This window comes from Aeromonas sp. 600479, assembly GCF_049175515.1.
Lineage (GTDB): Bacteria > Pseudomonadota > Gammaproteobacteria > Enterobacterales > Aeromonadaceae > Aeromonas > Aeromonas veronii_A.
Genome location: NZ_JAAKVF010000012.1, coordinates 58,147 through 84,593 on the forward strand (window position 1 = coordinate 58,147; position 26,447 = coordinate 84,593).

At 59.9% G+C, this 26,447-nt stretch carries 24 protein-coding genes; 17 read left to right on the forward strand and 7 right to left on the reverse strand.

Annotated features, from left to right (window positions below):
• Positions 1-136 precede the first annotated feature (136 nt).
• The 3 genes from mazG to rlmD form a co-directional block, all read right to left on the reverse strand.
• Positions 137-934, reverse strand: coding sequence for a nucleoside triphosphate pyrophosphohydrolase (gene mazG / locus G5149_RS13595; protein ID WP_421212627.1), 798 nt, complete (start codon positions 932-934; stop codon positions 137-139).
• Between the two features lie 73 nt (positions 935-1,007).
• Positions 1,008-3,221, reverse strand: a complete 2,214-nt coding sequence (relA, locus tag G5149_RS13600; protein WP_005335588.1) for a GTP diphosphokinase — start codon at positions 3,219-3,221, stop codon at positions 1,008-1,010.
• 549 nt (positions 3,222-3,770) lie between these two features.
• Entirely contained in the window at positions 3,771-5,093 is a 1,323-nt protein-coding gene (gene rlmD / locus G5149_RS13605) for a 23S rRNA (uracil(1939)-C(5))-methyltransferase RlmD (protein WP_270905591.1), read from the reverse strand.
• A gap of 153 nt (positions 5,094-5,246) precedes the next feature.
• Between rlmD and barA the strand changes: the two genes are divergently transcribed.
• From barA to galE, 7 genes are all read left to right on the forward strand, one after another.
• Positions 5,247-7,964, forward strand: coding sequence for a two-component sensor histidine kinase BarA (barA, locus tag G5149_RS13610; RefSeq protein WP_270905592.1), 2,718 nt, complete (start codon positions 5,247-5,249; stop codon positions 7,962-7,964).
• 89 nt (positions 7,965-8,053) lie between these two features.
• Positions 8,054-8,533 carry a DUF1456 family protein gene (locus tag G5149_RS13615; protein WP_421212630.1) on the forward strand — a complete coding sequence of 160 codons (480 nt, stop codon included), beginning with the start codon at positions 8,054-8,056 and terminating at the stop codon, positions 8,531-8,533.
• A 34-nt stretch (positions 8,534-8,567) separates the two neighbouring features.
• On the forward strand, positions 8,568-9,455 hold the full coding sequence (locus tag G5149_RS13620; protein WP_421212632.1) for an N-acetylmuramoyl-L-alanine amidase: 888 nt from the start codon (positions 8,568-8,570) through the stop codon (positions 9,453-9,455).
• A 155-nt stretch (positions 9,456-9,610) separates the two neighbouring features.
• A complete protein-coding gene (locus G5149_RS13625) occupies positions 9,611-10,078 on the forward strand; it encodes a Dps family protein (protein ID WP_021229540.1) in 468 nt (155 codons plus the stop codon).
• 288 nt (positions 10,079-10,366) lie between these two features.
• A complete protein-coding gene (gene hcp / locus G5149_RS13630) occupies positions 10,367-12,016 on the forward strand; it encodes a hydroxylamine reductase (protein WP_201912666.1) in 1,650 nt (549 codons plus the stop codon).
• A gap of 110 nt (positions 12,017-12,126) precedes the next feature.
• Positions 12,127-13,116, forward strand: a complete 990-nt coding sequence (locus G5149_RS13635; protein WP_421212634.1) for a 2Fe-2S iron-sulfur cluster-binding protein — start codon at positions 12,127-12,129, stop codon at positions 13,114-13,116.
• A 116-nt stretch (positions 13,117-13,232) separates the two neighbouring features.
• Positions 13,233-14,246 carry a UDP-glucose 4-epimerase GalE gene (galE, locus tag G5149_RS13640; RefSeq protein WP_005343309.1) on the forward strand — a complete coding sequence of 338 codons (1,014 nt, stop codon included), beginning with the start codon at positions 13,233-13,235 and terminating at the stop codon, positions 14,244-14,246.
• Positions 14,247-14,315: 69 nt separating this feature from the next.
• Here the strand turns inward: galE and G5149_RS13645 are convergent, their stop codons facing one another.
• On the reverse strand, positions 14,316-15,017 hold the full coding sequence (locus tag G5149_RS13645; RefSeq protein WP_005343308.1) for a phosphatase PAP2 family protein: 702 nt from the start codon (positions 15,015-15,017) through the stop codon (positions 14,316-14,318).
• Between the two features lie 258 nt (positions 15,018-15,275).
• Between G5149_RS13645 and mpl the strand changes: the two genes are divergently transcribed.
• Positions 15,276-16,646, forward strand: coding sequence for a UDP-N-acetylmuramate:L-alanyl-gamma-D-glutamyl-meso-diaminopimelate ligase (mpl, locus tag G5149_RS13650; RefSeq protein ID WP_421212636.1), 1,371 nt, complete (start codon positions 15,276-15,278; stop codon positions 16,644-16,646).
• The gene (locus tag G5149_RS13655) at positions 16,643-17,254 is read left to right on the forward strand and encodes a flavin prenyltransferase UbiX (RefSeq protein ID WP_216979453.1); all 612 of its coding nucleotides are present in this window, start codon (positions 16,643-16,645) and stop codon (positions 17,252-17,254) included. The genes mpl and G5149_RS13655 overlap by 4 nt, the downstream gene beginning before the upstream one ends.
• Positions 17,255-17,322: 68 nt before the next feature.
• On the opposite strand, the gene G5149_RS13660 is transcribed toward G5149_RS13655, so the two are convergent.
• Complete coding sequence (locus G5149_RS13660) at positions 17,323-17,937, reverse strand: TetR/AcrR family transcriptional regulator (protein ID WP_216979454.1); 615 nt, start codon at positions 17,935-17,937, stop codon at positions 17,323-17,325.
• Between the two features lie 201 nt (positions 17,938-18,138).
• Between G5149_RS13660 and hpt the strand changes: the two genes are divergently transcribed.
• The 8 genes from hpt to G5149_RS13700 all read left to right on the forward strand — a co-directional run bounded on the left by hpt (position 18,139) and on the right by G5149_RS13700 (position 23,929).
• The gene (gene hpt, locus G5149_RS13665) at positions 18,139-18,669 is read left to right on the forward strand and encodes a hypoxanthine phosphoribosyltransferase (RefSeq protein WP_005335618.1); all 531 of its coding nucleotides are present in this window, start codon (positions 18,139-18,141) and stop codon (positions 18,667-18,669) included.
• 111 nt (positions 18,670-18,780) lie between these two features.
• The gene (locus G5149_RS13670; RefSeq protein ID WP_421212639.1) at positions 18,781-19,698 is read left to right on the forward strand and encodes an ABC transporter ATP-binding protein; all 918 of its coding nucleotides are present in this window, start codon (positions 18,781-18,783) and stop codon (positions 19,696-19,698) included.
• The gene (locus G5149_RS13675; protein ID WP_156853559.1) at positions 19,695-20,468 is read left to right on the forward strand and encodes an ABC transporter permease; all 774 of its coding nucleotides are present in this window, start codon (positions 19,695-19,697) and stop codon (positions 20,466-20,468) included. The genes G5149_RS13670 and G5149_RS13675 overlap by 4 nt, the downstream gene beginning before the upstream one ends.
• Positions 20,469-20,699: 231 nt before the next feature.
• Positions 20,700-21,851 carry a double-cubane-cluster-containing anaerobic reductase gene (locus G5149_RS13680; RefSeq protein ID WP_421212641.1) on the forward strand — a complete coding sequence of 384 codons (1,152 nt, stop codon included), beginning with the start codon at positions 20,700-20,702 and terminating at the stop codon, positions 21,849-21,851.
• Positions 21,852-21,860: 9 nt separating this feature from the next.
• Positions 21,861-22,643: an acyl-CoA dehydratase activase gene (locus G5149_RS13685; RefSeq protein WP_421212643.1), complete on the forward strand. Its 783-nt coding sequence runs from the start codon at positions 21,861-21,863 to the stop codon at positions 22,641-22,643.
• On the forward strand, positions 22,640-22,948 hold the full coding sequence (locus G5149_RS13690) for a DUF3343 domain-containing protein (RefSeq protein WP_421212645.1): 309 nt from the start codon (positions 22,640-22,642) through the stop codon (positions 22,946-22,948). Before G5149_RS13685 ends, G5149_RS13690 begins: the two co-directional genes overlap by 4 nt.
• Positions 22,949-22,962: 14 nt before the next feature.
• Entirely contained in the window at positions 22,963-23,397 is a 435-nt protein-coding gene (locus tag G5149_RS13695) for a MauE/DoxX family redox-associated membrane protein (RefSeq protein ID WP_421212646.1), read from the forward strand.
• A gap of 4 nt (positions 23,398-23,401) precedes the next feature.
• Complete coding sequence (locus G5149_RS13700; RefSeq protein ID WP_421212648.1) at positions 23,402-23,929, forward strand: rhodanese-like domain-containing protein; 528 nt, start codon at positions 23,402-23,404, stop codon at positions 23,927-23,929.
• A gap of 83 nt (positions 23,930-24,012) precedes the next feature.
• Here the strand turns inward: G5149_RS13700 and G5149_RS13705 are convergent, their stop codons facing one another.
• Entirely contained in the window at positions 24,013-25,377 is a 1,365-nt protein-coding gene (locus G5149_RS13705) for a cation:dicarboxylate symporter family transporter (protein ID WP_421212650.1), read from the reverse strand.
• 144 nt (positions 25,378-25,521) lie between these two features.
• On the reverse strand, positions 25,522-26,376 hold the full coding sequence (panC, locus tag G5149_RS13710; protein WP_019445357.1) for a pantoate--beta-alanine ligase: 855 nt from the start codon (positions 26,374-26,376) through the stop codon (positions 25,522-25,524).
• Between the last annotated feature and the right edge of the window lie 71 nt (positions 26,377-26,447).

Sequence of the window (26,447 nt, forward strand, 5' to 3'; positions counted from 1 at the left end):
ACCTGAAAGAAGTTTAGGGAATTTTAAGGGGTGCTTCGGGGATGAAGCAGGACGGGGAAACAGTATACCAAAACCCCCTCTCCCAAACAATGAGCAAAAATCTATCAGGCTCACCGCCCCCCCATCTTGCGCCAAATCAACTTTGCTCGGTTTCCTTCGCCTTATCCCAGGCGGCATCGAGCTTTTCGAGGGTGCAATCGGTCATTTTCAAGCCTTCTGCGGCGATTATCTGCTCAACCTGACGAAAACGACGTTCGAACTTGGCATTGGCGCCGCGCAGCACCTGCTCCGGATCCTTGCCCAGATGACGCACCAGATTGACGGTGGCAAACAGCAGGTCACCAAGCTCATCGCTCACCCGCGCCTCGTCCACATCGACCATCAGCACCTCTTCCATCACCTCGTCGATCTCTTCGTGGATCTTGTCCACCACAGGCCCCAGCGTCTTCCAGTCAAAGCCGACGGTGGCGCAGCGTTTCTGGATTTTGGCGGCGCGAGTCAAGGCAGGCAGCGCCTGCGGGATATCGTCCAGCACACTCTCTTTGTCGAGGGCCGCCCGCTCTTTGGCCTTTTCCGCTTCCCAGTTCGCTTTTACCGCCTGCTCGTTGGAGAGATCTGCATCCGAGAAAACATGGGGGTGACGGCGAATGAGCTTTTCACTCACCGTGTCGACGATATCGGCGAAGTCGAACAAGCCCCGCTCTTTACCCAGCTGGGCGTAAAACACCACCTGAAACAGCAGGTCGCCCAACTCCCCTTTCAGCCCCTGCCAATCCTCGGTCTCGATGGCATCGGCCACCTCGTAGGCCTCTTCCAGGGTATGCGGCACTATGGTCTGGAAGTCCTGTTTCAGATCCCAGGGGCAGCCGTTTTGCGGATCGCGCAGGCGAGCCATGATGTCGAGCAGTTGGGGCAGATCGTAACGTTGGGACATGGGATATTCGCTTTCGATTTGTTCAAAAAGGGTCATAAATACAGACCGGCCACTGGGGCCGGTCGGTTCGATATCAAAGCCGCTTGGCGCTGATCACATCGTTAAGCTGACTGAGCTTGGCCAACGCCCGGTTGAAGGCGTTGATGTTGTAAATCTCCAGCTCCATGTCGATCTCGGCGGTCTGCTCGCGCACGTTGGAGCGTGAGCGCACCCCCATCACATTGATCTTCTCGTTGGCCAGCACTGTGGTGATATCGCGCAGCAGGCCGGAGCGATCGTTGGAGATGATCCGGATGGTGAGGCCATAGCCGCCGGAGTAGTTCTCCCCCCATACCGCATCGATCAGCCGCTCCGGGTTGCGCCGTGACAGCTCCTTGAGCTGCTCGCAATCTTCCCGGTGGATGGACACCCCGCGCCCCATGGTGATGAAGCCCTGAATGGAGTCCCCCGGAATGGGTTGGCAGCAGCGGGCAATATGGGTCATCAGGTTGCCGACCCCTTCCACCACTATGTGATCCTTGGGCTTGTGGCGCATCGGCGCATTGGCCTTCTGCTCCAGCTTCTCCAGCAGGCGGCGATCTTCCTCTTCCGCCGTCGGCTTGTTGTAGCAGGTGTCGAGATAGTTGAGCACCTGATTGATGCGGATATCGCCGCTGCCGATACCGGCCAGCAGATCGTCGGTGCTCTCCAGATTGAAGCGGCGCAGCATGTTGCCCTTGTCGATCTTGGACATGCTGAGATTGTGGCGATCCAGCTCCTTCTCGAACAGCTCGCGACCGGCCACGATATTCTTGTCCCGATCCAGTTTTCTGAACCAGGTCGCCACCTTGGCCCGCGCCCGGCTGGAGCGCAGGAAGCCGGCGTTGGGGTTCATCCAGTCACGGCTCGGGTTCGGTTCCTTCTGGGTGATCACCTCCACCTGATCGCCGGTCTGCAGCGCGTAGGTAAACGGCACGATGCGGCCGTCAATCTTGGCGCCGATGCAACGGTGACCAATCATGCTGTGGACGTGATAGGCAAAATCGAGCGGGGTGGCGCCCGCCGGCAGGTCGATCACATCCCCTTTCGGGGTGAAGACGTAGACTCTGTCCTCGAACACCTGACTGCGCAGATCTTCCAGCAGAGAGCCGCTCTCGGAGAGATCTTCCTGCCAGGCGAGCAGCTTGCGCAGCCACTCGATCTTGTCTTCGAAGGTGTTGGCCTTGCCGCCAGCCTGCGCGCCTTCCTTGTAACGCCAGTGCGCCGCGACGCCGAGCTCGGCATCCTGATGCATCTGGTCGGTACGGATCTGGATCTCGACGGTCTTGCCCTCCGGCCCCACCACTACGGTGTGGATCGACTGATAGCCGTTGGGTTTGGGGTTGGCGACATAGTCGTCAAACTCGCGAGGAATGTGGTGGAACTGGGTATGGACGATACCGAGCGCCGCATAGCAATCCTGCAGCCGCTTGGTCACTACCCGCACCGCGCGCACATCGAACAACTCGTTGAATTCGAGGTGCTTCTTCTGCATCTTGCGCCAGATGCTGTAGATATGTTTCGGCCGACCGTACACCTCGGCGTCAACTCCCGCCTCTTTCAACCCATTACGCAGGGATTGCACAAACTCGCGGATGTAGCGCTCGCGGTCGAGCCGCTTCTCGTCGAGCTGCTTGGCGATCTGTTTGTAGGTATCCGGGTGCAGGTAACGGAAGGCGAGATCTTCCAGCTCCCACTTGAGCTGGCCGATGCCCAGACGATTGGCGAGCGGCGCATAGATATTGGTGATCTCCTGGGCCATCAGCACCCGGGTCTCTTCATCTGCCGTCTTCGCTTCCCGCAGGCAAGCGATCCGCTCCGCCAGTTTGATCACCACGGCGCGCACATCCTCGACCATGGCAAGCAACATGCGACGCACGTTGTCGACCTGCTCCGGCGAGGTTTCGCTGCGATGGAGGGTCTGCAGGGAGCGGATGGCCTCCATCTCCAGCACCCCTTCCACCAGCTTGGCGATCTTGGAGCCGAAGTCCTCGTCCATCCGCTCCTGGCTGATGAGACCGGCTTCGACGAAGGGGTAAATGATGGCCGCTTTTAGGGTACCGATATCCATGCTGAGCATCTGCAGGATGCCCACCATTTCGATGCCGCGCACCAGCAGCTTGCTGGTCAGCGCCTCGTCACCGAGCGTCAGACAATACTGGTAGACGGTTCGCAGCTGATCCTTTTCACTGTCACTCAAGGAGAGCGAGCTGACCCACTCTTCCAGGGTGAAGTTGTCTTTCAAATGAATATCGCGAACCGCAACCATGGTATCAATCCTTTAAATTATCGGGCCGAAAGCTGTCACTTTCCCCCCTCATGAGATTGCCTCAAATGGGGATATCCAGCGCACTTTTCAAGGCATATTGTCCAGAAAGACAATAGAGCGCACCAACAGGCCCTGCCGAACGACGAGGGTCTAGATTACCCCAATCACATCAGCTCAAACAGACGCAGACATGCCAGATTACATATCCGCATCGCCGTACTGATGAGCAGGATTACTTCATATACCACACCAGCTCAAACAGCCGCAGACACGCCAGATTACACATCCGCATCGCCGAACTGATGAGCAGGATTACTTCAAATACACACCAGCTCAAACAGACGCAGACATGCCAGATTACATATCCGCATCGCCGTACCGATGAGCAGGATTACTTCATATACACACCAGCTCAAACAGCCGCAAACATGCCAGATTACATATCCGCATCGCCGTACTGATGAGCAGGATTACTTCATATACACACCTGCTCAAAGAGTAACGAACATGCCGGATGACCTATCCGGCATCGCCGAACTGATGAGTCATTTACTCCCGTTCAAACAGCGCCATGGACTCCAGATGACCGGTGTGAGGGAACATGTCGAGCATGCCGAGGCGCACCAGACGGTAACCCCCTTTCACCAGCACCTGACTGTCCCGTGCCAGGGTGACCGGGTTACAGGAGACGTAGACCACCCGCTTGGGTGAAAGTTTCACGACGTGTCCCATCACTTCCAACGCGCCGGGGCGAGCCGGATCCAGCAGCACCAGATCAAACCCTTCCCGCGCCCAGGACATGCCGACGATGTCATCGCTCAGGTCGGCTTTGTAGAAACGGGCATTGCTGATGCCGTTGCGACGGGCGTTCTCTTCGGCCCGCTGCACCATGGCCAGTTCACCTTCCACACCCACCACTTCGCGAGCCTGACGGGCCAGCGGCAGGGTGAAGTTGCCGATACCGCAGAAGAGATCGAGCACCTTGTCATCCTTGCTCGCCCCGAGCCATGTCAGCGCCTGCTCAACCATGCTCTGGTTGATGGGGCCGTTGACCTGAATGAAGTCACCCGGAGCAAATGCAAGAGACAGGCCATCCAGCGAATAGGATGGGGAAAATTGTTGCTGCAGCGCTTCGATGCGATCATCGGCCGCTTGCAGATAGAGGTCGATCCCCTGCGCTTTTGCAAACGCCACCAGCAGGGCGCGATCCGCCTCATTGGGGCGGCCGATGTGGCGCAGCAGCATCATGATCCCCTGCTCGGCCTGGATAAGCTCCGCATGGCCCAGCTCGCGCTGGCTCTTGAGGCGATTGAGGCATTCACGCAGCGGGGCAATCAGCGCAGAGAGCGGTTCGGCCAGCACCGGGCAACTGTCGATCTCCACCAGATCGTTGCTGTTGCGGCGGCGGAAACCGACCCGGGTGCAGCGACCATTCTTGTCAAATTTGATGGCCAGACGACAGACCCGGCGGTAGGCGCGATCTTCACCGGTCAGTACCGGCTCCAGCGCCGGCGCCTTGATGTTGCCCAACCGCTCGAACAGGCTGACCAGTCCCGCCGCCTTGGCGGCTTGCTGATCGGCAACCGACATGTGCTGGGCACTGCAACCGCCGCACTCGCGATAGTGGCTGCAGAAGGGGGCGATACGGTTGGCCGCCGGGGTCACCACCTGCTGCAAGGCGGCGTGACCATACTGCTTTTTCTCTTCGGTGATGCGTGCCTTGACGGTCTCGCCGGGCAGAGCCCCTTCGACGAAGATCGCCTTGCCCTGATGGCGACCGATACCGACGCAGTGGTGATCGAGGGTGTCTATCGTAAATTCAATGCGTTGGAGCTGGGTGGACTTCTTTTGGGGCTTGAAAAACTGGGCCATAAAACTTGGTGCCTATAGGTGGCTATGTCATGATTGTGGAATCTGCTGCCGGGTATTGTCCCACAAGAATAATAGTATGACCAAATACGGCCACAGAGCCCGTGTATTGCCATCAACCCTATCGCCAACCCTGTTCACTGGTGGCCTGTTCGTATGACCAAATATGGCCTGAGAGCACGCGTTCTCGCCTTCACCATCCTGCCAACCCTGATCATCGGTGGCCTGATGGCCGGTTACTTCACCTTCCACCGCTACCAGCAGCTGGAAAACAATCTCATTGATCAGGGGATCAACATTATCGAACCGCTGGCGATCGCCAGTGAATACGGGATGACCCAGCACAGCCGAGAATCCCTCAAGCGGCTGATTGGCCTGACCCATCGCAAGAACTCCCCCTTCATCAAGTCCATCGCTGTCTTCACCCAGGACAACCAGCTGTTCGTTACCTCGAACTATCACCGGGATTTCACCCGACTCAGGCTGCCCGATGGCGAGCCCATTCCGGATCTGACCAGCGTGACGTTTCAGGGGGACGACATCATTTTGCGCACCCCGATCCAGGCTGAAACCAGTCTGGATGGCTTCCCGCTGCCCAGCGATGTAGAGCCGCCGATGATCGGCTACATCTCGATGCAGATGGCGACCGATCGGGCCATGCTGCTGCAGTACCGCGATACCTTCTTTGCGGTGATCATGGTGCTCATCGGGGTCGCATTCAGTACCCTGTTTGGTTTCCGGCTGGTCAAGAGCGTGACCCAGCCCATCACCAACATGGTGCAGGCGGTGCACAAGATCCGGGAGGGGCGGCTCGATACCCGGGTCAGCGGCCAGCTCACCGGCGAGCTGGATATGCTGAAAAACGGCATCAACGCCATGGCCAAGGCGCTCTCCGAATATCACGAAGAGATGCAGCAGAATATCGATCAGGCAACCTCTGACCTGCGCGAAACCCTGGAGCAGATCGAGATCCAGAACGTCGAACTCGACATGGCCAAGAAGCGGGCGCAAGAGGCCGCGCGGGTCAAGTCGGAGTTTCTGGCCAACATGTCCCACGAATTGCGTACCCCGCTCAACGGGGTCATCGGTTTTACCCGCCAGTTGCTGAAAACCAGCCTGACCCCGAGCCAGACCGACTACATGCAGACCATCGAGAAGTCGGCGCGCAACCTGCTTGGCATCATCAACGACATCCTCGACTTCTCGAAGCTGGAAGCGGGCAAGCTGCAGCTGGAGCATATCCCGTTCAGCCTGCGCGACACCCTCAACGAGACCATGCACCTGCTCGGCCCCAGCGCCCACGACAAGCAGCTGGAGCTCTCCTTGCGGGTGGATGCCGATGTGCCGGACTACCTCACCGGCGACCCCATGCGTCTGCAACAGGTGCTGACCAACCTCACCGGCAACGCCATCAAGTTCACCGAGCAGGGCAACGTGGATGTCCATATCGAGCAGACCGGCAGTGGCAACCACAAGGTGAGGCTCAACGTCCAGATCCGCGATACCGGCATCGGTATCTCCCAGGAGCAGCAACATCAGCTGTTCCAGGCCTTCAATCAGGCCGACTCCTCCATCTCCCGCCGTTATGGCGGCACGGGTTTAGGCCTTGTCATTACCCAGAAGCTGGTGCAGCAGATGGGCGGCCAGATCCGCTTTGAATCGGAGCTTGGCAAGGGCTCCATCTTCTCCTTCAGTCTGGATGTAGAGGTCTCCCCCCTGCCCCAGACCGATCAATTGCCGCTGGATCGGATCCGTGGCAAACGGCTCTGGCTGCTGGAACCGGATCCCTTCGCGCAAGCCTCTCTGCTCGCCCTGCTGGCGGAGTGGCGCCTCGATGTGCACCCACTGACCAGCGATGATCCCTGGCCCGAGATGAGCGAGCAGGAGATGGTGATCATCGGCAGCAGCACCCTGCATACGCCGCAGCAAGTGCTCGGCCGTCTCGACAAACTGAACGGCCAGCAGCAGAACACCATAGTGCTGCTCAGCAGCCACGAGCCGGCGCTCTATGAAGCTATGCTGGCCCATGGTGCCCAGCACTGTCTCTCCAAACCGGTCAACCACCGCAAGCTGCTGCACGCCCTGCTCTCGCCGGAATCGAGCCGCCAGAAGCTGCCTGCGCAACCTGCGCCGCGCCAGTTGCAGCCAATCAAGGTGCTGGCGGTGGATGACAACGCCGCCAACCTCAAGTTGATCGCCGCCATGCTCAAGGAGATGGTGAGTCAGGTGGTGGTGTGCAAAAACGGCAAGGAGGCGGTCAAACAGGCACAGAGCCAGCCGTTCGACATCATCTTCATGGATATCCAGATGCCGATCATGGATGGCATCAGCGCCACCCAGGCGATCCGCAACCAGTCCCTCAACACCACCACCCCGATCGTGGCGGTGACCGCCCACGCCATCCCCGGAGAACGGGAACGGCTGATCCGGCAGGGGATGGACGACTATCTGGCCAAGCCCATCGACGAGAGCATGCTGGCCCAGCTCATCACCGACTTTGCCCATCGCCGTCACCAGAATAATGGTGCCCAACAGATCGACTGGGCACTTGCGGTGCGGCAGGCGGCGGGGAAAGAGCATCTCGCCAGAGAGATGCTGACCATGCTGCTGGCCAGTTTCGAGGAGGTGGAACCTGTGCTGGATAGCGCGTTGGCGGGCGAAATTGAAGATAGCGAGGTGCTGGCCCAGCTCCATCGCCTCAACGGCGGCTGTGCCTATTCCGGGGTGCCGGGGCTGCAACGGCTGCTCTCCCAGCTGGAGCAACAGCTGCGTGACGGCGTGCCGGTCAGCGAGCTGGAACCCGAGCTGCTGGAGCTGCAAGATGCGCTGGAACTGGTGCGCCAGGAGGCGCCCCGCTATCTCGGCAAGGCTTGATGAGCTTGACCTGAACTGTATCGGCCCCCGCTTTTTCTGACGCGAGGGCCGCCAGATGGTAAAGTTGCGCCGTTTACACAGGAGTCAGCATGACCAACAACGATATTCTGCGCCGTCTGCGCTACGCCCTCACCATCAGCAACGACCAGATGGTCGAGATGTTTGCCAAGGGCAACCTGACGGTCACTCACGCCCAACTGCACAGCTGGTTGATGAAAGAGGCGGCGGAAGGTGAAGAGCAAGAGGCAGGCTATGTTGCCTGTCCCGACTCGGCCCTGAGCCAGTTCCTCGACGGTTTCATCATCGCGCGCCGCGGCGGGCGGGAAGATGCACCGGCCCAGGTGATCCCGAACCGGATCAACAACAATATGATCCTGCGCAAGCTGCGCATCGGTCTCAACTTCAAGGAAGAGGATATGCTCGGCACCCTCAAGCTCGCCGACTTCAACCTCTCCAAGTCCGAGCTCAGTGCCCTGTTCCGCTCCAAGGATCACAAGCACTATCAGGATTGCGGGGATCAGATCCTGCGCAACTTCCTGATCGGTCTCACGGCCAAATACCGCGGCTAACCAGCCGCGCGACTGACCAGACAGGGCCTTCGACATGTGCCAGCGACTCACTCCTCCCACGTTCAGCAGACTGGCTGTCGCAGGGGGATGGCGCTGGCGCTGTCTTCTTCCCCTCTTTTTTCTGCCACTGGTTCTGCTGCTGGGTGGTTGTACCCCATCCGAGTACCGGCTCTCGACCCGCTATCAGAGCGCCAACCTGAACGAGCGGATCGCCTTTTTGATCCTCCACTACACCGACGAAGACGATGCCAACTCCTTGCGCCTGCTGACCGAGCCGGAGCACAAGGTGAGCGCCCACTACCTGATCCCCCGCGACAGCCACGAGACCCCGCTACCGGTCTATCAGCTGGTGCCGGACAGCGCGCGCGCCTGGCATGCGGGACGCAGCCGCTGGCACCAATATGCCGGGCTCAATGCCAGCTCCCTTGGCATCGAGATCGTCAACCTCGGCTATCCAGCAGAAGATGAGCCGCTGGCACCCCATGCTCGCCGCTGGCAACCCTATACCCCGCAGCAGATTGCTGCCGTCGGCGCCCTCAGCCGGGAGCTGGTCGCCCGCTACCAGATTCCACCGACCCAGGTGCTGGGCCACAGCGATGTCGCCCCCGAGCGCAAGCAGGATCCCGGCCCCCACTTCCCCTGGCGCCAGCTCTATCTGACGTACGGAGTCGGCGCCTGGCCAGATGAAGGTCGGGTGGCCGAGTTACTGGCCAGCCCCTTGCCCGATTGGGATGCAGCCATGTGGCAACAGCAACTGGCCCGCTATGGCTATGGCCTGCCCCAGACTGGCCAGTGGGATGAGCAGAGCCGCGCCGTCATGGGCGCCTTTCAGCTCCACTTTCGCGCCAGCAGGGTCGATAGCAAACCGGACCGCGAGTGTCAGGCCATCCTGATGGCGCTGCTCGAAAAATACTTCCCCTAATACTCATCCATTGCCCCTGTTGCTGCGCACTGTTTGATAGCCTTTAGCTATCAAACAGTTAGGCACAAGCAATTGTCCCTGCATTTTGCAAGGCGTTACTCTGACTGCGTTCCGAAAGAGAATTTCAAACCGATTTCCAAATCTGGAGGTGAATGATGAAAAGCCCGATTGGTCTTGATACTGCTCAATCACAAGCCCTGGCAGCCGAGTTGAACAAATTGCTGGCCAGCTACCAGATCCTCTACATGAACGTGCGCGGCTTCCACTGGAATATCCGTGGCAACCAGTTCTTCGAACTGCACCTGAAATTTGAAGAGATTTACAACGACCTGCTGTTGAAAGTCGATGCACTGGCCGAGCGGATCCTGACTCTGGATGGCGTGCCAATGCACAGCTTCAGCGACTATCTGAAAGTCTCTGCCATCCCGGAGCAAAAAGGGCTGCACGATGGCCGCGCCTGTGTCGAATCCCTGCTGGAGAGCTTCCGCGAACTGCTGGTCGCCCAGCGCCGTATTCTGGGTCAGGCCGCCGAAGCCGGTGATGAAGGCACTGCCTCCATCCTCTCCGACTATGTGCAGCAGCAGGAAAAACTGGTCTGGATGCTGCGCGCTTATCTGGCCTGATAGTGAACCAAGCCGACTACAGCGTACGTATGCTGGGTTGAGTAAGTACCGGGCCGAAAGCTCCTGACCAGACTACGGCCCAATCCGTCTGATTGTTATGTTCTGTTGCAAACCTGAGTTGTCTCTCCTTTTATCCACCCGCTTGCCGCCCTGTTTGGGCGGCTTTTTTGTTTTTGATCTGCATCAATGAAAACTGAATTGGTAAATTGAATGCCTATTAAGTTCTGAGCAGTAGGAATAGAATCGCCACAAAACAAATAACTGAAATGTCCAATTAGGAGAGGCATGATGTTTTGTGTGCAATGTGAACAGACAATTCGTACCCCGGCTGGCAACGGCTGTGCCTACGCACAAGGTATGTGCGGCAAGACGGCTGAAACCTCGGATCTGCAAGATGTGCTCATCTATACCCTGCAGGGACTCAGCGCCTGGGCGCTGGCCGCCCGCGAGCAGGGCATCATCGACCGCGAGATCGATGCCTTCGTGCCCAAGGCCTTCTTCGCCACCCTCACCAACGTCAACTTCGACTCGAATCGCATCGTGGCCTACGTCAATCAGGCCATCGCTTATCGCCAGCAGTTGGCCGATCGTCTGACCGCTATGGCGGTGCAGGTGAACGATTTGCCACAGTCCGCTTATTTCGAGCCCGGTGCCGAGCTGCTGGAACAACTTGCCCATGCTGCCCCAGCCGCCCCCAATCGGGGCAAGAGCGAGGTGAACGAGGACATCATGGGGCTGCGTCTGCTCTGTCTTTACGGCCTCAAGGGCGCCGCCGCCTATATGGAGCACGCCCGGGTGCTGGCTCAGCAGAGTGACGAGGTGGCCGCCGAATTCCACCGCATCATGAGCTGGCTCAGCACAGACCCGAGCGAAATGGGCCGGCTGTTCAGTTGCGCCATGGAGATCGGTCAGCTCAACTTCAAAATCATGGAGATGCTGGATCTCGGTGAAACCAGCGCCTTCGGCCATCCGGAACCCACCCAGGTCAGAGTCACCCCCATCCCCGGCAAGTGCATTCTGGTCTCTGGCCACGACATGATGGATCTCAAGCTCATTCTGGAGCAGACCAAGGGGACCGGCATCCATGTCTACACCCACGGCGAGATGCTGCCCGCACTGGCCTACCCCTTCTTCAAGCAGTACCCCCATCTGGTGGGCAACTACGGTTCCGCCTGGCAGAACCAGCAGAAGGAGTTTGCCAACTTCCCGGGCGCCGTGGTGATGACCTCCAACTGCATCATCGACCCGAATGTGGGCAACTACAGTGACCGCATCTTCACCCGCTCCATTGTTGGCTGGCCGGGCGTCACTCATCTGGAGGGGGATGATTTCTCCGCCGTGATTGCCAAGGCCCAAGCGCTGGAAGGCTTCAAGCACGTTGAGCTCGAGCACTTCATCACCATCGGCTTTGCCCGCAACGCCCTGATGCAGGCTGCGCCCGCGGTGATTGAGAAGGTAAAAGCCGGGGAGATCAGCCACTTCTTCCTGGTAGGTGGCTGTGACGGCGACAAGGCCGAGCGCGCCTATTTCACCGAGTTTGCCAAGGCCGCGCCGCGCGACAGCCTGCTGCTCACCCTGGGCTGCGGCAAGTACAAGTTCAACAAGCTCGACTTTGGCGACATCGGCGGCATTCCGCGCCTGCTGGACGTGGGTCAGTGCAACGATGCCTACTCCGCCATTCAGCTGGCACTGGCGCTCTCCGAGGCGTTCGAGTGCGGGGTCAACGATCTGCCGCTGACGCTGGTGCTCTCCTGGTTCGAGCAAAAAGCCATCGTCATTCTGCTCACCCTGCTCTCCCTCGGGGTGAAAGACATTCGTACCGGCCCGACCGCCCCCGCCTTCCTCACCCCGGCTCTGCTCAAGGTGCTGGAGGAGCAGTTTGGCCTGAAAGGGACCACCACGGCCGAGGCTGACTTGGCCGAGATCCTGGCGGCTTAATCGGCACCTCATGTTGTAAGCGTTTGGCGAGCCGTCCGGCTCGCCTTTTTTCTGGATCCGGCTTTTTCACCAGACGTTTTCGAACCGTTTCAAACCTAAGGAGCCTTGTGATGACCTCTCTCACGCTCACCTGCATTGGCCGCCAACAGAACACCCACGACGTCGTGAGCTGGCAGCTGGCGCCGCTTTCCGGCAGCCTCCCTCCCGTGCTGGCTGGCCAGTGCATCACCCTGCATACCGAGATTGACGGCCAGCCGGAGTGCCGCGCCTATACCCTCTCCTCCAGCCCGCAGGATGAATGCTGGCAAGTGACTATCAAGGATGTGGGACGGGTCTCTCGCCATATGCACCAGACCCTGCAAGTGGGGGGCGAGATCCGGGTGGATGGCCCGTTCGGCGACTTCAACCTGACTGCCTTGCCTTGCGAACGGCCACTGCTGCTCAGTGCCGGTTCCGGCATTACCCCCATGTGGGCCATGTTGCGGGACGAGCTCGCCAAACGGCCGGATGCCGATATCCGCTTTATTCATAGCGCCCGCTCGCCAGCAGATGTGATCTTCGCAGATGACTTGGCTGCACTGGCTGAGACCCATGCCGGTGTACGCCATGCCCTGATTCTGGAAGAGGCACCTGCAGATCACCCCTGGATTGGCCGACTTACCCCCGCCATGCTGGCCGAATTGGCCCCAGATCTGCGCAAACGCCATGTCTATCTCTGCGGCCCGGCCCCCTATATGGCGGCGGTCAGCGCCATGCTGGCTGAGCTGGGATTGCCGCCGGATCAGCTGCATCAGGAGTCCTTTGGCCTTCCCCCCACAGACCCCGCCACCACCACCAGCGACCACTTCTGGCTGACCCTGAAAAAGAGCGGCAAAAAGGTGAAGATCCTGCCGGGTCAGACCCTGCTGGCTGCGCTGGAAGCTGCTGGTGAAACCATGATGGCTGCTTGTCGCGCCGGAGTATGTGGCAGCTGTCGTTGCACCACCACTGGTGACATCGAGCGCCAGAGCGTGATGACATTGAGTGCTCAGGATCTGGAGAGTGGCATTGCTCTGGCATGCTCCTGCACTGCGAAAGGGGATATCAGTCTCGATTATTGAGGTGTGGTGAAGGCTTCTGTGAGGTGCGGTGAACGCGTTATCGGTATCCCAACCTTTTCCCAACTAGACAGGGGCGCTAGACTCTGCCCCAGTTTCACCAGAACACGGGATAAAAAATGACAATACTGGTCACAGGGGGTGCCGGCTATATCGGCTCCCACACCCTGGTTGAGCTGCTCGGTGCGGGGCAGCAGGTCGTGGTGCTGGACAACCTCTCCAACTCTTCACCGGAGTCACTCAAGCGGGTCGAACAGATCACCGGCAAGCCGGTCATCTTCGTCGAAGGGGATGTGCTGGACAGAGCCTGTCTGCAGCAGCTGTTTGCCAACCATCAGATCAAATCGGTGATCCACTTCGCCGGTCTCAAGGCGGTCGGGGAGTCGAGCCAGATCCCGCTCACCTACTACCAAAACAACATCACCGGCACTCTGGTGCTGTGCGAAGAGATGGCCAAGGCTGGGGTTTTCCGGCTGGTATTCAGCTCCTCGGCCACCGTCTATGGCGATCCCGCCTCGGTACCGCTGCGGGAAGATTTCCCCACCAGCGCCACCAACCCCTATGGTCGCTCCAAGCTGATGGTGGAGGAGATCCTCCGTGATCTCGCCAAATCCGATCCCCGCTGGGCCATCGTACTGCTGCGTTACTTCAACCCGGTAGGCGCCCACGAGAGCGGCCTGATTGGTGAAGATCCCAACGGCATCCCCAACAACCTGTTGCCCTATATCAGCCAGGTGGGTGTCGGCAAGCTCAAGGAGCTGGGGGTATTTGGCAACGACTACCCGACCCCGGATGGCACCGGTGTGCGCGATTACATCCACGTGGTGGATCTCGCCATCGGTCACCTCAAAGCGCTGGCACGCATCGAGTCTGATACCGGCGTCTTTACCTATAACCTGGGCACAGGTCAGGGGTACTCGGTGCTGGAGATGATCAAGGCATTTGAAGTGGCCAGCGGTCGCACCATTCCCTACCAGATCAAACCCCGTCGCCCGGGCGACATCGCCGAGTGCTGGGCCGAGCCGCACAAGGCCCGTGCCGAGCTGGGTTGGCAGGCAGAGCGCGGTCTGGAGCGGATGATGATCGATACCTGGCGCTGGCAAAGCCAGAATCCGAACGGCTATCAAAGCTGATCTCTAGCGGACTGATAATAAAACGCCCCGATATCTTGATATCGGGGCGTTTTATTTTGTGGCACTCAATCAGTGAGTCTGACTACGTAATAGTGGTAATGGCGCGAGATAGGGAACGATGCGTCCAATCAGCCGATCCGCCAGGGGGGTCAGCAGCAACCAGGGCAGGCAGAGGGTGGCCAGCCCCAGTGCGCCGACGTAGACATCGGTAAACCAGTGAGCGCCCGCCAGAATGCGTGGTGCGGAAAAGAGCGGCACCATCAACAATGCGGTGAGACCCGCCCAACGTGGCAGATAACGCAAGGCGTAACCCGCGAAGATCATCAGGAACAGGGCATGATCCCCCGGGAAACTATCGCCCGAAGAGTCCTTGGTCGGAATACCGCTTAGCTGGGTCACCCGCAGCGCATCGGGCACCATCAGGGTCGGGCTGGGCCGCTCCACCGGCAATCGGTGACCAAGCTGGTTGATCACCAGTGCACTCAGCAGCATGACAATGCCCATCGCCACCAGTTGGCGACGCCCCGCCAAATCCCGGGCAAAGAAACAGCGGGCCAGGATCAACCCCATACAGGTCAGTACTGCCAGATCGAACAGCCGGTTATTAGTGATGGCCACCAGATCGGCCCACAGCGCAGACTGCCCGAGCCAGCCATTGACGGTATGAAAAATCGCGAGGTCCCACTGATCCCAGGGACCATGAGCGGGCAGCGCAGCCCAACTGATGGCCACCAGACCACCGACCAGATAGCAAAGCAGGAACTTGCCCATGGGGACTCTCCGTTTGAAAAGGGCGATATCGTAAAACTGCAGGGTGCGTCACAAAACCGAAGAATTGTAAGAAAGTGCGACACAAAATCAAGCCTCAAATAAAGCCCAACAACCCACTCCAGCCTCGCACACCGCGACAGCGACAATATTTCTGCCTCCAGTGCGTCATCTGTGGGCCTCTCACCATGAGTGCGGCTTGTGCCACCACCGCAACACCCCCTAGAATGCCCACTTCCCTTTACTGCGAAAGGAAGCGGTATGCATATTCACATTCTCGGGATCTGCGGCACCTTTATGGGTGGTCTGGCGGTGTTGGCAAAACAGCTTGGTTATCGGGTGACCGGTTCGGATGCCAACGTCTATCCCCCCATGAGTACCCAGCTCGAGCAACAGGGCATCGAACTGACCGAAGGCTATGACCCCTCCCAACTCGATCCGGCGCCGGATCTGGTGGTGATCGGCAACGCCATGAGCCGAGGCAACCCCTGTGTTGAATATGTGCTGGACCGCAATCTGCCCTACATCTCCGGCCCCCAGTGGCTGCTGGAGCATGTGCTGCAGGATCGCTGGGTACTGGCCGTTGCCGGCACCCACGGCAAGACCACCACCGCCAGCATGCTGGCCTGGGGGCTGGAGTACGCCAAACTGGAGCCCGGTTTCCTTATTGGCGGCGTGCCGGGCAACTTCCCGGTCTCCGCCCGTCTCGGCTCTGCCCCCTTCTTCGTCATCGAAGCGGACGAGTACGACTGCGCCTTCTTCGACAAGCGCTCCAAGTTCGTTCACTACCACCCGCGTACCCTGGTGATGAACAACCTGGAGTTCGACCACGCCGATATCTTCCCGGATCTCGCCGCCATCCAGCGCCAGTTCCACCACCTTATGCGCACAGTGCCGAGCAACGGCCGGGTGCTGTTCCCGCAAACGGATGACAACCTCACCGCCGTACGCAAGATGGGCTGCTGGAGCGAAGTGGAGCTGGTCGGTCAGGACGACGCCAAGTGGAAAGCGGTCAAGCTGGCCGATGACGGCTCCGCTTTCGAGGTGTGGCTGGATGGCGAAAAGCAGGGCGAGGTGCACTGGGAGTGCATCGGCGAACACAACGTCAACAATGGCCTGATGGCTATCGCGGCTGCCCGCCACGCCGGTGTCATGGTGGAGCACGGTATTGCAGCCCTCTGCCAGTTCAAATCCCCCAAACGGCGGATGGAGCTCAAGGGCGAGGTAGCTGGCATCAGCGTTTATGACGACTTCGCCCACCACCCCACCGCCATCGAAACCACCCTTGGCGGTCTGCGTGCCAAGGTAGGCAAAGCCCGTATCCTGGCAGTGCTGGAGCCGCGCTCCAACACCATGAAACTGGGGGTACACAAGGAGGAGCTGGCCGGCTGCTTCGATGGTGCTGACGAGGTATTCTTCTTCCAGCCTCCCAACATCGGCTGGGATCTCGGCGAAGTGACTGCCCATATGACCCGACCGGCCAAGGTGTTCAACGATCTGGAGACCCTGATCAACCGGCTGGTGGCCGAGAGCCGTGATGGCGACCATATTCTGATCATGAGCAACGGCGGCTTCGGTGGCATTCATGACAAGCTGATCGCCCGCCTCAAGGATTACCACGGCGAACTATGAACAAAGCGATCACCCTGGCGCTGACCGGCGCCTCCGGCGCCCCCTACGCCCTGCGCCTGCTCCAGTGTCTGGTGCAGGCGGACTATCGGGTCTATCTGCTCGCCTCCTCGGCGGCTCGTGTGGTACTCAAAACCGAGCAGCAGCAGGATTGGCCCGGCTCGCCGAAAGAGCTCTCTGCTTATCTCTGTCGCCAATATGGCGCCATCGATGGGCAGATCGTGGCCTGCGGCAAGGAGGAGTGGTTCTCGCCGGTCGCCTCCGGTTCGGCCGCGCCCAAGCAGATGGTGGTCTGCCCCTGCTCCATGGGCACCGTCTCGGCCATTGCCAACGGCACCTCGGACAACCTGCTGGAACGGGCGGCGGATGTGGTGATCAAGGAGCGCGGCCAGCTGATCCTGGTGCCCCGCGAAACCCCCTTCTCGGCGATCCATCTGGAGAACATGCTGAAACTGGCGCGGCTCGGGGTGACCATCATGCCCGCCGCGCCCGGCTTCTACCATGAGCCAAAGAGCATTGCGGATCTGGTGGACTTTATGGTCGCCCGCATCCTCGATCATCTGGGTGTCGAGCATGAGCTGACCCACCGCTGGGGCTATGGACACGGCTGAGCAGGCCAGACAAAGCGGATAAAAAAAGGCGCCCCTTGATGAGGGGCGCCTTTTTTCGTTAAGCCGTATCAGCAAGCCTGAATAGGTGCCGTCACGTACTTGAACAGGAAATCAGTCACCTCTTCGCGCGCCGGGCGCTGGGGTTGATTGATCATCTGCATCATCACATAGCCAAAACCGGTCAAAGAGCGGGCCAGATCCTGTGCCGACAGCACGCTGGTGATCTCCCCTGCATCCATGGCGGTTTGCAGCTCGCTGGCGATCAGCTCAAGGCACTGATCGAGCAGCCGGGTATAGCGGGGCCATACCTCTTCCCGAACCGAGGAACTCCACTCCAGCCAGATACCTGCGTAATCGGGCTGGTCGTAGGCCGCATCGACAGACAAGCTCACATGGCGCTTGATCTTGTCGAACATTGAACCATTGCCACTGTATGCCTGCGACAACATCTGGTTCACGAAACGTTCGATCTCGGCCAATACCTCATCTACCAACTCCTCTCGAGTGTTGAAATAGTTGAAGACGGTGGCAACAGAGACCTTGGCCTGCTCGGCAATTTCGGCGTGGCCAGCACGACCGATACCGCGGCGGGAGAACACCTCGATGGCACATTCCATCAATTGGGAGCGACGAGCTTCCGGCGACAGCCGGGTACGACGTCTTATTTCTGCGCGTGGTTCCATAGTTTTTATCATCTAATAGTTATTGATTATGGTGTTTATAGTATTTTAACTAATCATGCCTGAGTGCCTGCTAACTCTATCAATTAAAATAAGCTGATAAAAGCACCACGTATCTCTAGCACCCTTCGACATGAGTGGTAGAATCATCGGTTTTGATATTCATGAACGGCCAAATCCCCTTTGGCCTTATGGGAGTAAGTGATGAAACACACCGTCGAGGTGATGATCTCCGAGGCTGAAGTCGCCGCCCGGATCGCCAAATTGGGTGAAGAGATCACCGCCCGCTATCAGGGTTCTGACGAAGTCGTGATGATTGCGCTGCTGCGCGGTTCCTGCATCTTCCTGGCCGACCTCTGCCGCCAGTGCCAGCTGCCCATCACCCTGGACTTCATGACCGCCTCCAGCTACGGCTCCGGCATGCACAGCACCCGTGACGTCCGCATCCTCAAAGACCTGGACGACGACATCAAGGGCAAGGATGTGGTGATCGTGGAAGACATCATCGACACCGGTTACACCCTCAACAAGGTGCGCGAGATCCTCTCCCTGCGCGAGCCAAAATCCCTGGCCATCTGCACCCTGCTGGACAAACCCTCCCGCCGCGAAGTGCAGGTGCCGGTCGACTGGATTGGCTTCGCCATTCCGGACGAATTCGTGGTCGGCTGTGGCATCGACTACGCCCAGAAGTACCGCAACCTGCCGTTTATCGGCAAAGTGGTACCTCAGGAATAAGCCAGGTTCAGGAATATCACGGGTGAAGCGGCCTTGTGCCCTTTACTCTGTGCAGGCGGCCTTGGCCGCCTTTTCTGTATCGAGCCGGATTCAACCATCACAGAGGTTGCAATGAACGCACTGGAAATCAGCGGCCTGAAAAAGACCTATCAGGGGGGCGTCGAAGCCCTTAAAGGCATCGATCTTACCGTCAGGCAGGGGGATTTCTTCGCCCTGCTCGGCCCGAACGGCGCGGGCAAGTCCACCACCATCGGCGTCATCAGCTCGCTGGTGAACAAGAGCGCCGGCAAGGTGAAGGTGTTTGGCTACGACATCGACAGCGATCTGGAACAGGCCAAGGCCCAGCTCGGACTGGTGCCGCAGGAGTTCAACTTCAGCCAGTTCGAGAAGGTGATCCAGATCGTCACCCATCAGGCGGGTTTCTACGGCGTGCCCAAGGCGGAAGCCAAGATCCGCGCCGAAAAGTACCTGCGCCAGCTCGATCTGTGGGAGAAGCGCGACATGCCGGCCCGCACCCTCTCCGGCGGCATGAAGCGCCGTCTGATGATCGCCCGCGCCCTGATGCACGAGCCCAAACTGCTGATCCTCGATGAACCGACCGCCGGGGTCGATATCGAGATCCGCCGCTCCATGTGGAGCTTCCTCAAGGATCTCAACGAGCAGGGTGTCACCATCATCCTCACCACCCACTATCTGGAAGAGGCCGAGATGCTGTGCCGCAACATCGGCATCATCGACAAGGGTCGTCTGATCGAGAACACCAGCATGAAAAACCTGCTGGGCAAGCTGGGTCGCGAGACCTTCCTGCTCGATCTGGCGCCTGGTTCTGCCGTGCCGAACCTGCCGGAGTTCAACGGCCGCATGCCGGATGAGCGCACCCTGGAAGTGGATCTCGACAAGAGCCAGTCCCTCAACAGCCTGTTCGAGCAGCTGTCGAACCAGCAGGTGCAGGTGCTGAGCATGCGCAACAAGGCCAACCGGCTGGAAGAGCTGTTTGTCACCCTGGTCGAAGAGGGGAGAAAAGCATGAACCTGACCACTTACTACATCGCCTTCAAGAGCATTCTGGCCAAAGAGGTGAGTCGCTTTACCCGGATCTGGATCCAGACCCTGGTGCCGCCCGCCATCACCATGAGCCTCTACTTCGTCATCTTCGGCAACCTGATCGGTTCGCGCATCGGTGACATGGGCGGCTTCACCTACATGGAGTTCATCGTGCCCGGCCTCATCATGATGTCGGTGATCACCAACTCCTACTCTAACGTCGCCTCCTCCTTCTTCAGCGCCAAGTTCCAGCGCAACGTGGAGGAGCTGCTGGTGGCACCAGTGCCCAACTACGTCATCATCGCCGGCTACGTGGGCGGTGGCGTGGCGCGCGGCCTCTGCGTCGGCCTCATTGTCACCCTGGTGTCGCTCTTCTTCGTGCCGCTGCAGATCCACCACCTGTTCAGCGTCTGCGTCACCGTGCTGCTGACCGCCATCCTCTTCTCACTGGGTGGCCTCATCAACGCTGTGTTTGCCAAGACCTTCGACGACATCAGCATCATCCCCACCTTCGTGCTGACGCCGCTCACCTATCTGGGCGGGGTGTTCTACTCCATCAGCCTGCTGCCCCCCTTCTGGCAGGGGGTCTCCCAGGTGAACCCCATCATCTACATGGTGAACGCGTTCCGTTACGGCTTCCTCGGTATCTCCGACGTGCCGCTCGGCACCGCCTACCTCATCATCACCGGCTTCATCGTGGCTCTCTACGGTCTGGCATGGTGGCTTATCTCGCGCGGCACCGGCCTGCGTCACTGATAGCCAAAACGGGCACCTCGCGGTGCCCGTTTTTTATATCCCTCCAAATGTTGCCACTTCAACCAACTAGCGACCGCCTCAATAACCCGCCTGTTATTAAGGATTTACCTGACACCTTGTGATCTACCGCAACTTTCGAATTACCCCCAAAGGTATAATTCTCGCGGTTGGATGTGCCGTCACGGATGGCTCGTCCGTCTCTTCATTTCTCTCATCAGGGCAGGATCGCCTATGTCACTTATCACCGAGTTGCCAGCCATTTTCGATAGTTTTTCAGATGCCCGTCGTCAGGGCTTTCTGGCTGTGATGGCACTCAAGGAGCGACAGATCCCCCTGGTCGGCACCTACTGCACCTTTATGCCGCAGGAGGTGGCGATGGCCGCCGGCGCGGTGGTGGTATCGCTCTGCTCCACCAGCGACGAGACCATCGAGGAGGCCGAGAAAGACCTGCCCCGCAACCTCTGCCCGCTGATCAAAAGCAGCTACGGGTTCGGCAAGACCGACAAGTGCCCCTACTTCTACTTCTCCGATCTGGTGGTGGGTGAAACCACCTGCGACGGCAAGAAGAAGATGTACGAGTACATGGCCGAGTTCAAACCGGTGCACGTGATGCAGTTGCCCAACCGTGCCGATGACGAGGCCTCCCGCACCCTGTGGCGCAGCGAAATCGTCCGCTTTAAGGAGCTGTTGGAGCAGCAGTTTGGCCAACCCATCAGCGAGCAGGCGCTGCGAGAGGCCATCGTGCTGAAGAACCGCGAGCGCCGCGCACTGGCCGACTTCTACCGGCTGGGTCAGCTCAACCCGCCGGCGCTGAGCGGCACCGACATCCTCAAGGTGGTCTATGGCGCCACCTTCCGCTTCGACAAGGAGCAGCTCATCAGCGAGCTGCAGGAGATGACCCGCCGCATCAAGGCCGAGTATGCCGAGGGCAAGCGACTCGATGCCCGCCCGCGTATCCTCATCACCGGCTGTCCCATCGGCGGCGCCGCCGACAAGGTGGTACGCCTTATTGAAGAGCACGGTGGCTGGGTGGTGGGTTACGAGAACTGCACCGGCGCCAAGGCGACCGAGCAGTGCGTGAGCGAACAGGGTGATCCGTTCGATGCCCTGACCGACAAGTATCTGGCCATCGGCTGCTCCTGCATCTCCCCCAACCACCAGCGCATGAATCTGCTGAGCCAGATGGTGGAGGAGTATCAGGCAGACGGGGTGATCGATGTGATCCTGCAAGCCTGCCACACCTATGCGGTGGAGTCGCTCGCCATCAAACGCCATGTGCGCGAACGCCACGGCATCCCCTACATGGCGGTCGAGACCGACTACTCCAGCGCCGACAAGGGGCAACTGGCCACCCGGCTGGCGGCCTTTATCGAAATGCTGTAAGGAGGCGCCGTGTCACTCTCCATCGGGATTGACTCGGGCTCCACCGCGACCAAGGGGATCCTGTTCGACCACGAGGATGGCGGGCGCATCGTCCGCCGTTTTCTGGTGCCGACCCCCTTTCGTCCGCTGGCCGCCATCGAGCAAGGCTGGGAGGAGCTCTCGGCCGATTTGCCAGTGCGCCCCCACCTGACCCTGACCGGCTATGGCCGGGATCTGGCGTCGTTCGCCGATCGCCGGGTTACCGAGATCTCCTGCCACGGGCTGGGGGCTCGCCTGCTCTGCCCGTCGGTACACACCGTCATCGACATCGGCGGTCAGGATAGCAAGGTGATCCAGCTCGATAGCGAGGGCAACCTCACCGACTTTCTGATGAACGACAAGTGCGCCGCCGGCACCGGCCGCTTTCTCGAGGTGATCACCCGCACTCTGGGAGCCCGGGTCGAGCAGCTCGACGAGCTGTTGGAGGGCGCAGAGCCCCACGACATCAGCAGCATGTGTACCGTGTTTGCCGAATCGGAGGCGATCAGCCTGCGCTCGGCGGGCATTCCGGCCGAGTCGATCCTGGCCGGCATCGTCCGCTCTATGGCGCGGCGCAGTGCCAACTTTATCGGCCGCCTCGGTGCCAGACCGACAGTGCTCTTTACCGGCGGCGTCAGCCACTGCGCCACCTTCCGCCACTATCTGGCCGAAGGGTTGGGCTGCGACGTGGCCACCCACCCGGACGCCCAATTTGCCGGTGCGCTGGGGGCCGCGCTGTTTGGCGCGCGCGCCATGGCGGGAGGCAAGTCATGAACGAAGAGTTCCTCTACCTGTTCCACTCCACCCTCGGTACGGTCAGGCTGCGCAAGCGGCTGGAGCTGCACGGCCAGTCGTTTCGGGTCTGCGACGTGCCGCGCCAGCTCAGCGCTGGCTGCGGCCTCGCCATTCGCCTCCACTGCTCGCCAGATGAATGGCAGAACTGGTGTCAGCGCGGCGAAACCGCAGCCGTCTTTCGCTGCGAAGCGGACGGCGACTATCAGGAGCTGGCCCGCTACCAGGCCGATGGCCCAGCCATGGCAAAGCAAAGCCCTGTGGTTGGCAATCGGAGTCATGGATGATAAAGAGCTATCCCATGGCTGTTTATCTGCGCATGCTGGCCAGGCTGGCGCTGGGGGGATTCTTTCTCGCCTCCGCCGGGTTCAAGCTGGCCTCCCCCGCCCTGTTCATCGAGCAGATCGGCGCCTTTGGCCTGCTCTGGCCGCCGTTGCTGCCACTCGCCGCCTGGGGGCTGATTGTCCTTGAGCTCTGCGCAGGGCTTGCAGTCATCGCCAACCGGCGCTGGGGATTGTGGCTGGTGATCGGGTTGCTCACCCTGTTTATTCCGGTGTTGGGCTATGGCGTTGCCATCGGGCTCGACATCTCTTGCGGCTGTCTTGGCAGGGCTGATCTCAGCTCGTTGCCGGAAGCTATTGTGCGGGATCTGCTGCTACTGACGCTTGCGGGCGCCCTGCTGCGAACTTCCCGCCCCGTTTTTCCCGTTCCCGTTTTTCCCGTACTAAAGGAGTAGTGACATGATGACATTGCGATCCCGCACTCTGGTGGCCTCGCTGATCGCCGCCAGCTTTGCCCTCGCGGGCTGTGGCGACAACCAGTTCGAGCAGGAGGTGAAGCTGGAACAATCGGCTGTGCAGCTGGCACAGGAGGCGCAGCAGGGGGGCTATCAGCTGCTGACCGTGGCCGAGTTGAAAACCCGGATGGACAAGGGCGAGGAGCTGGTGATCATCGACACCATGCCCTATGAGGACTCCTACAAGAAAGAGCACATTCCGGGGGCCAAAAACTTTGTCTTTGTGAAAGAGGCCAAAGCTGGCGACAACTGGAGCGAGATCGTCGAGGGAAGCGGTACACCGGAGCAGTTCCAGGCGCTGCTGGGTGAAGACAAAGCCCGCCCCGTGGTGATCTACTGCGGCTTCGTCAAGTGCGGCCGCAGCCACAACGCTGCCGCCTGGGCGGTGATTCAGGGCTATCAACAGGTCTATCGGGTGCCGGGCGGCATCTTCGCCTGGAAAGGAGCCGGTTACCCCGTCTCTGCCGAATAACCGCGTTTGCCCACAAGGCAACACAGCCGATATGAAAGAAGCCCGCAACTGCGGGCTTCTTTCATATTAGGTAACGCTCGGGGTTAGCTGGCGGCCTGCTGCTCCAGCACCTGCGTCTCGGCCAGCTGCTGTTTGCCCAGCAGGCGCTTGGTGATCATCGCCGCCATGATGGAGCCGTTGACGTTGAGAGCGGTACGGCCCATATCCACCAGCGGCTCGATGGCGATCATCACCCCCACCAGCGCGATGGGGAAGTTGAGAGTGGAGAGCACGATCAGCGCGGCGAAGGTGCCGCCACCGCCGACGCCAGCCACCCCGATGGAACCCAGCGCAATCACCGGCAGCAGAGTCAGCAGGAACAGCGGATCGAACGGATTAATGCCGAGCATGGGGGCAATCATCGCCACCATCATGGCCGGGTAGATGCCGGCGCAGCCGTTCTGACCCAGATTGGCACCGAATGAGGCGGCGAAATTGGCGATGCTGGCGGGCACGCCAAGGCGCTGCTGGGTCTCGATACTGAGCGGAATGGAGGCAGCACTGCTGCGGGAGATAAAAGCGAAAGTGAGCACGCCCCATACTTCCCGCAGGTAGTGCAGCGGGTTCTGACCGATCAGCAGCAGGATCACCATGTGTACCGCAAACATCGCCAGAATGGCGACATAGCAGACCAGAATAAAGCCGAGCAGATTAAGGATCTCGCTCAGCGGATAGTGGGCCACCACTCGGGCAATCAGCGCCATCACGCCATAGGGGGTGAGCGCTATCACCACCCGCACCATCTTCATCACCCACAGTTGCAGGGTGTCGATGGCCACAGCGGCGCGAGCACCGGCCTCTGGATGCTCCGCCTTCAGCTGCAGCAGGGCAACCCCGGCCAGCACGGTGAAGATCACCACCCCGATCACCGAGAGGCCGCGACTACCCGCCATATCAGCAGCAAAGTTGGTGGGCACCAGCGAGAGCAGCAGAGCCGGCAGGGTCTGGGCACTGTCGATGGTGCTCATGCTCTGTTGCAGGGCTGCCGCGTCGCTGCCGTGGCTCAACAGCCCGGTGGCGGTAAGGCCGCTCAGGTGGGTAATGCTCATCCCTACCACACCGGCGATCATCACCAGGGTCAGCATGGAGCCGATCAGCACGGCGCTGATCTTGCCGAGGGACTGGGCCTGCTCCAGCTTGTTGATGGCGGAGAGGATGGAGGTGAACACCAGCGGCATCATCACCACCTTGAGCAGGCTGACATAGCCGCCGCCGATGATATTGACCCACTCCAGGGTCTGCTGGACGCCGGCATCATCGGCGCCCCAGCCCAGCTGCAGAGCGAGACCAAACAGCCCCCCCAGCAGCAGACCGGCGAGCACCTTGCGCGAGAGCGGCACCGAAGCGGGTAGCCGGGTCAGGGCAAAACAGAGCAGACAGAAGAGCAACGAAGCAAACAAGGTAAACATAAATAAACACCTGTAGCGGCCATCAGGGCCGATTGTGGAGAGAGAAAACAGCGGGTGCGAGCAGATTCGCGAGGGAAAACGCCAAATGGCAGGCGTGAAAAAGCAGCGGACGCCCGGGAAGGCGTCCGCTGACAATCGGGAGAATTACTTCTTTACGGTGACGACGCGGTTGTCGATAAGGCGGGCCTTGCCCAGATAGGCAGCCATCAGGATCACCAGCTGCGCGCTCTCGTCAGTGGCAGATTCGAGGGTGGCGGCATCGACGATGTCGATGGCATCGGTACGAAAACCGGCGTTGTCGAGGCGTTGGCTGGCCTGCGCCACCAAGGAGGGCAGGTGGTGGTCACCCGCTTCGATCTGCTCGGCGATCCAGTTCATGGTGCGCGCCAGCTCGGGAGCAATGGCCCGCTCGGCGGCAGTCAGGTAGCCGTTGCGGGAAGAGAGTGCCAGCCCGTCTTCGGCCCGCACGGTCGGCACGCCGACAATCTCGATGGGCATCGCCATGTCGGCCACCATCTTGCGAATAAGCGCCAACTGCTGGTAATCCTTCTGGCCAAAGCAGGCCACATCCGGCTGGACCAGATTGAACAGCTTGGTGACGACAGTGCTGACCCCGCGGAAGTGACCCGGGCGCAGCGCCCCCTCCAGCAGATTGGAGAGACCCGGCACCTCGACGAAGGTCTGGCTCGCCAGCCCCTGCGGATACATGATCTCCGGGGTCGGGGTGAATACCATGTCGACGCCAGCCGCTTCCAGCGCAGCACAATCCTGCTCCAAGGTGCGCGGGTAGTTGGCAAGATCCTCGGCCTTGTCGAACTGCATCGGGTTGACGAAGATGCTGACCACCACCTTCTCGGCATGGCTGTGCGCCTCTTTCACCAGCGTCAGGTGGCCCTGATGCAGATTGCCCATGGTGGGCACGAATGCGATGGCACGCCCTTCACGGCGCCATTGGCTGATCTGCTCACGCAGAACGACGGGATTATTTACGACCAACATCAGCAGTTCACCTTCCGATAAATCAAAAAGAGAGACGGGTTGCATCTACCGGTAGCGCTCGGGCGGGATGA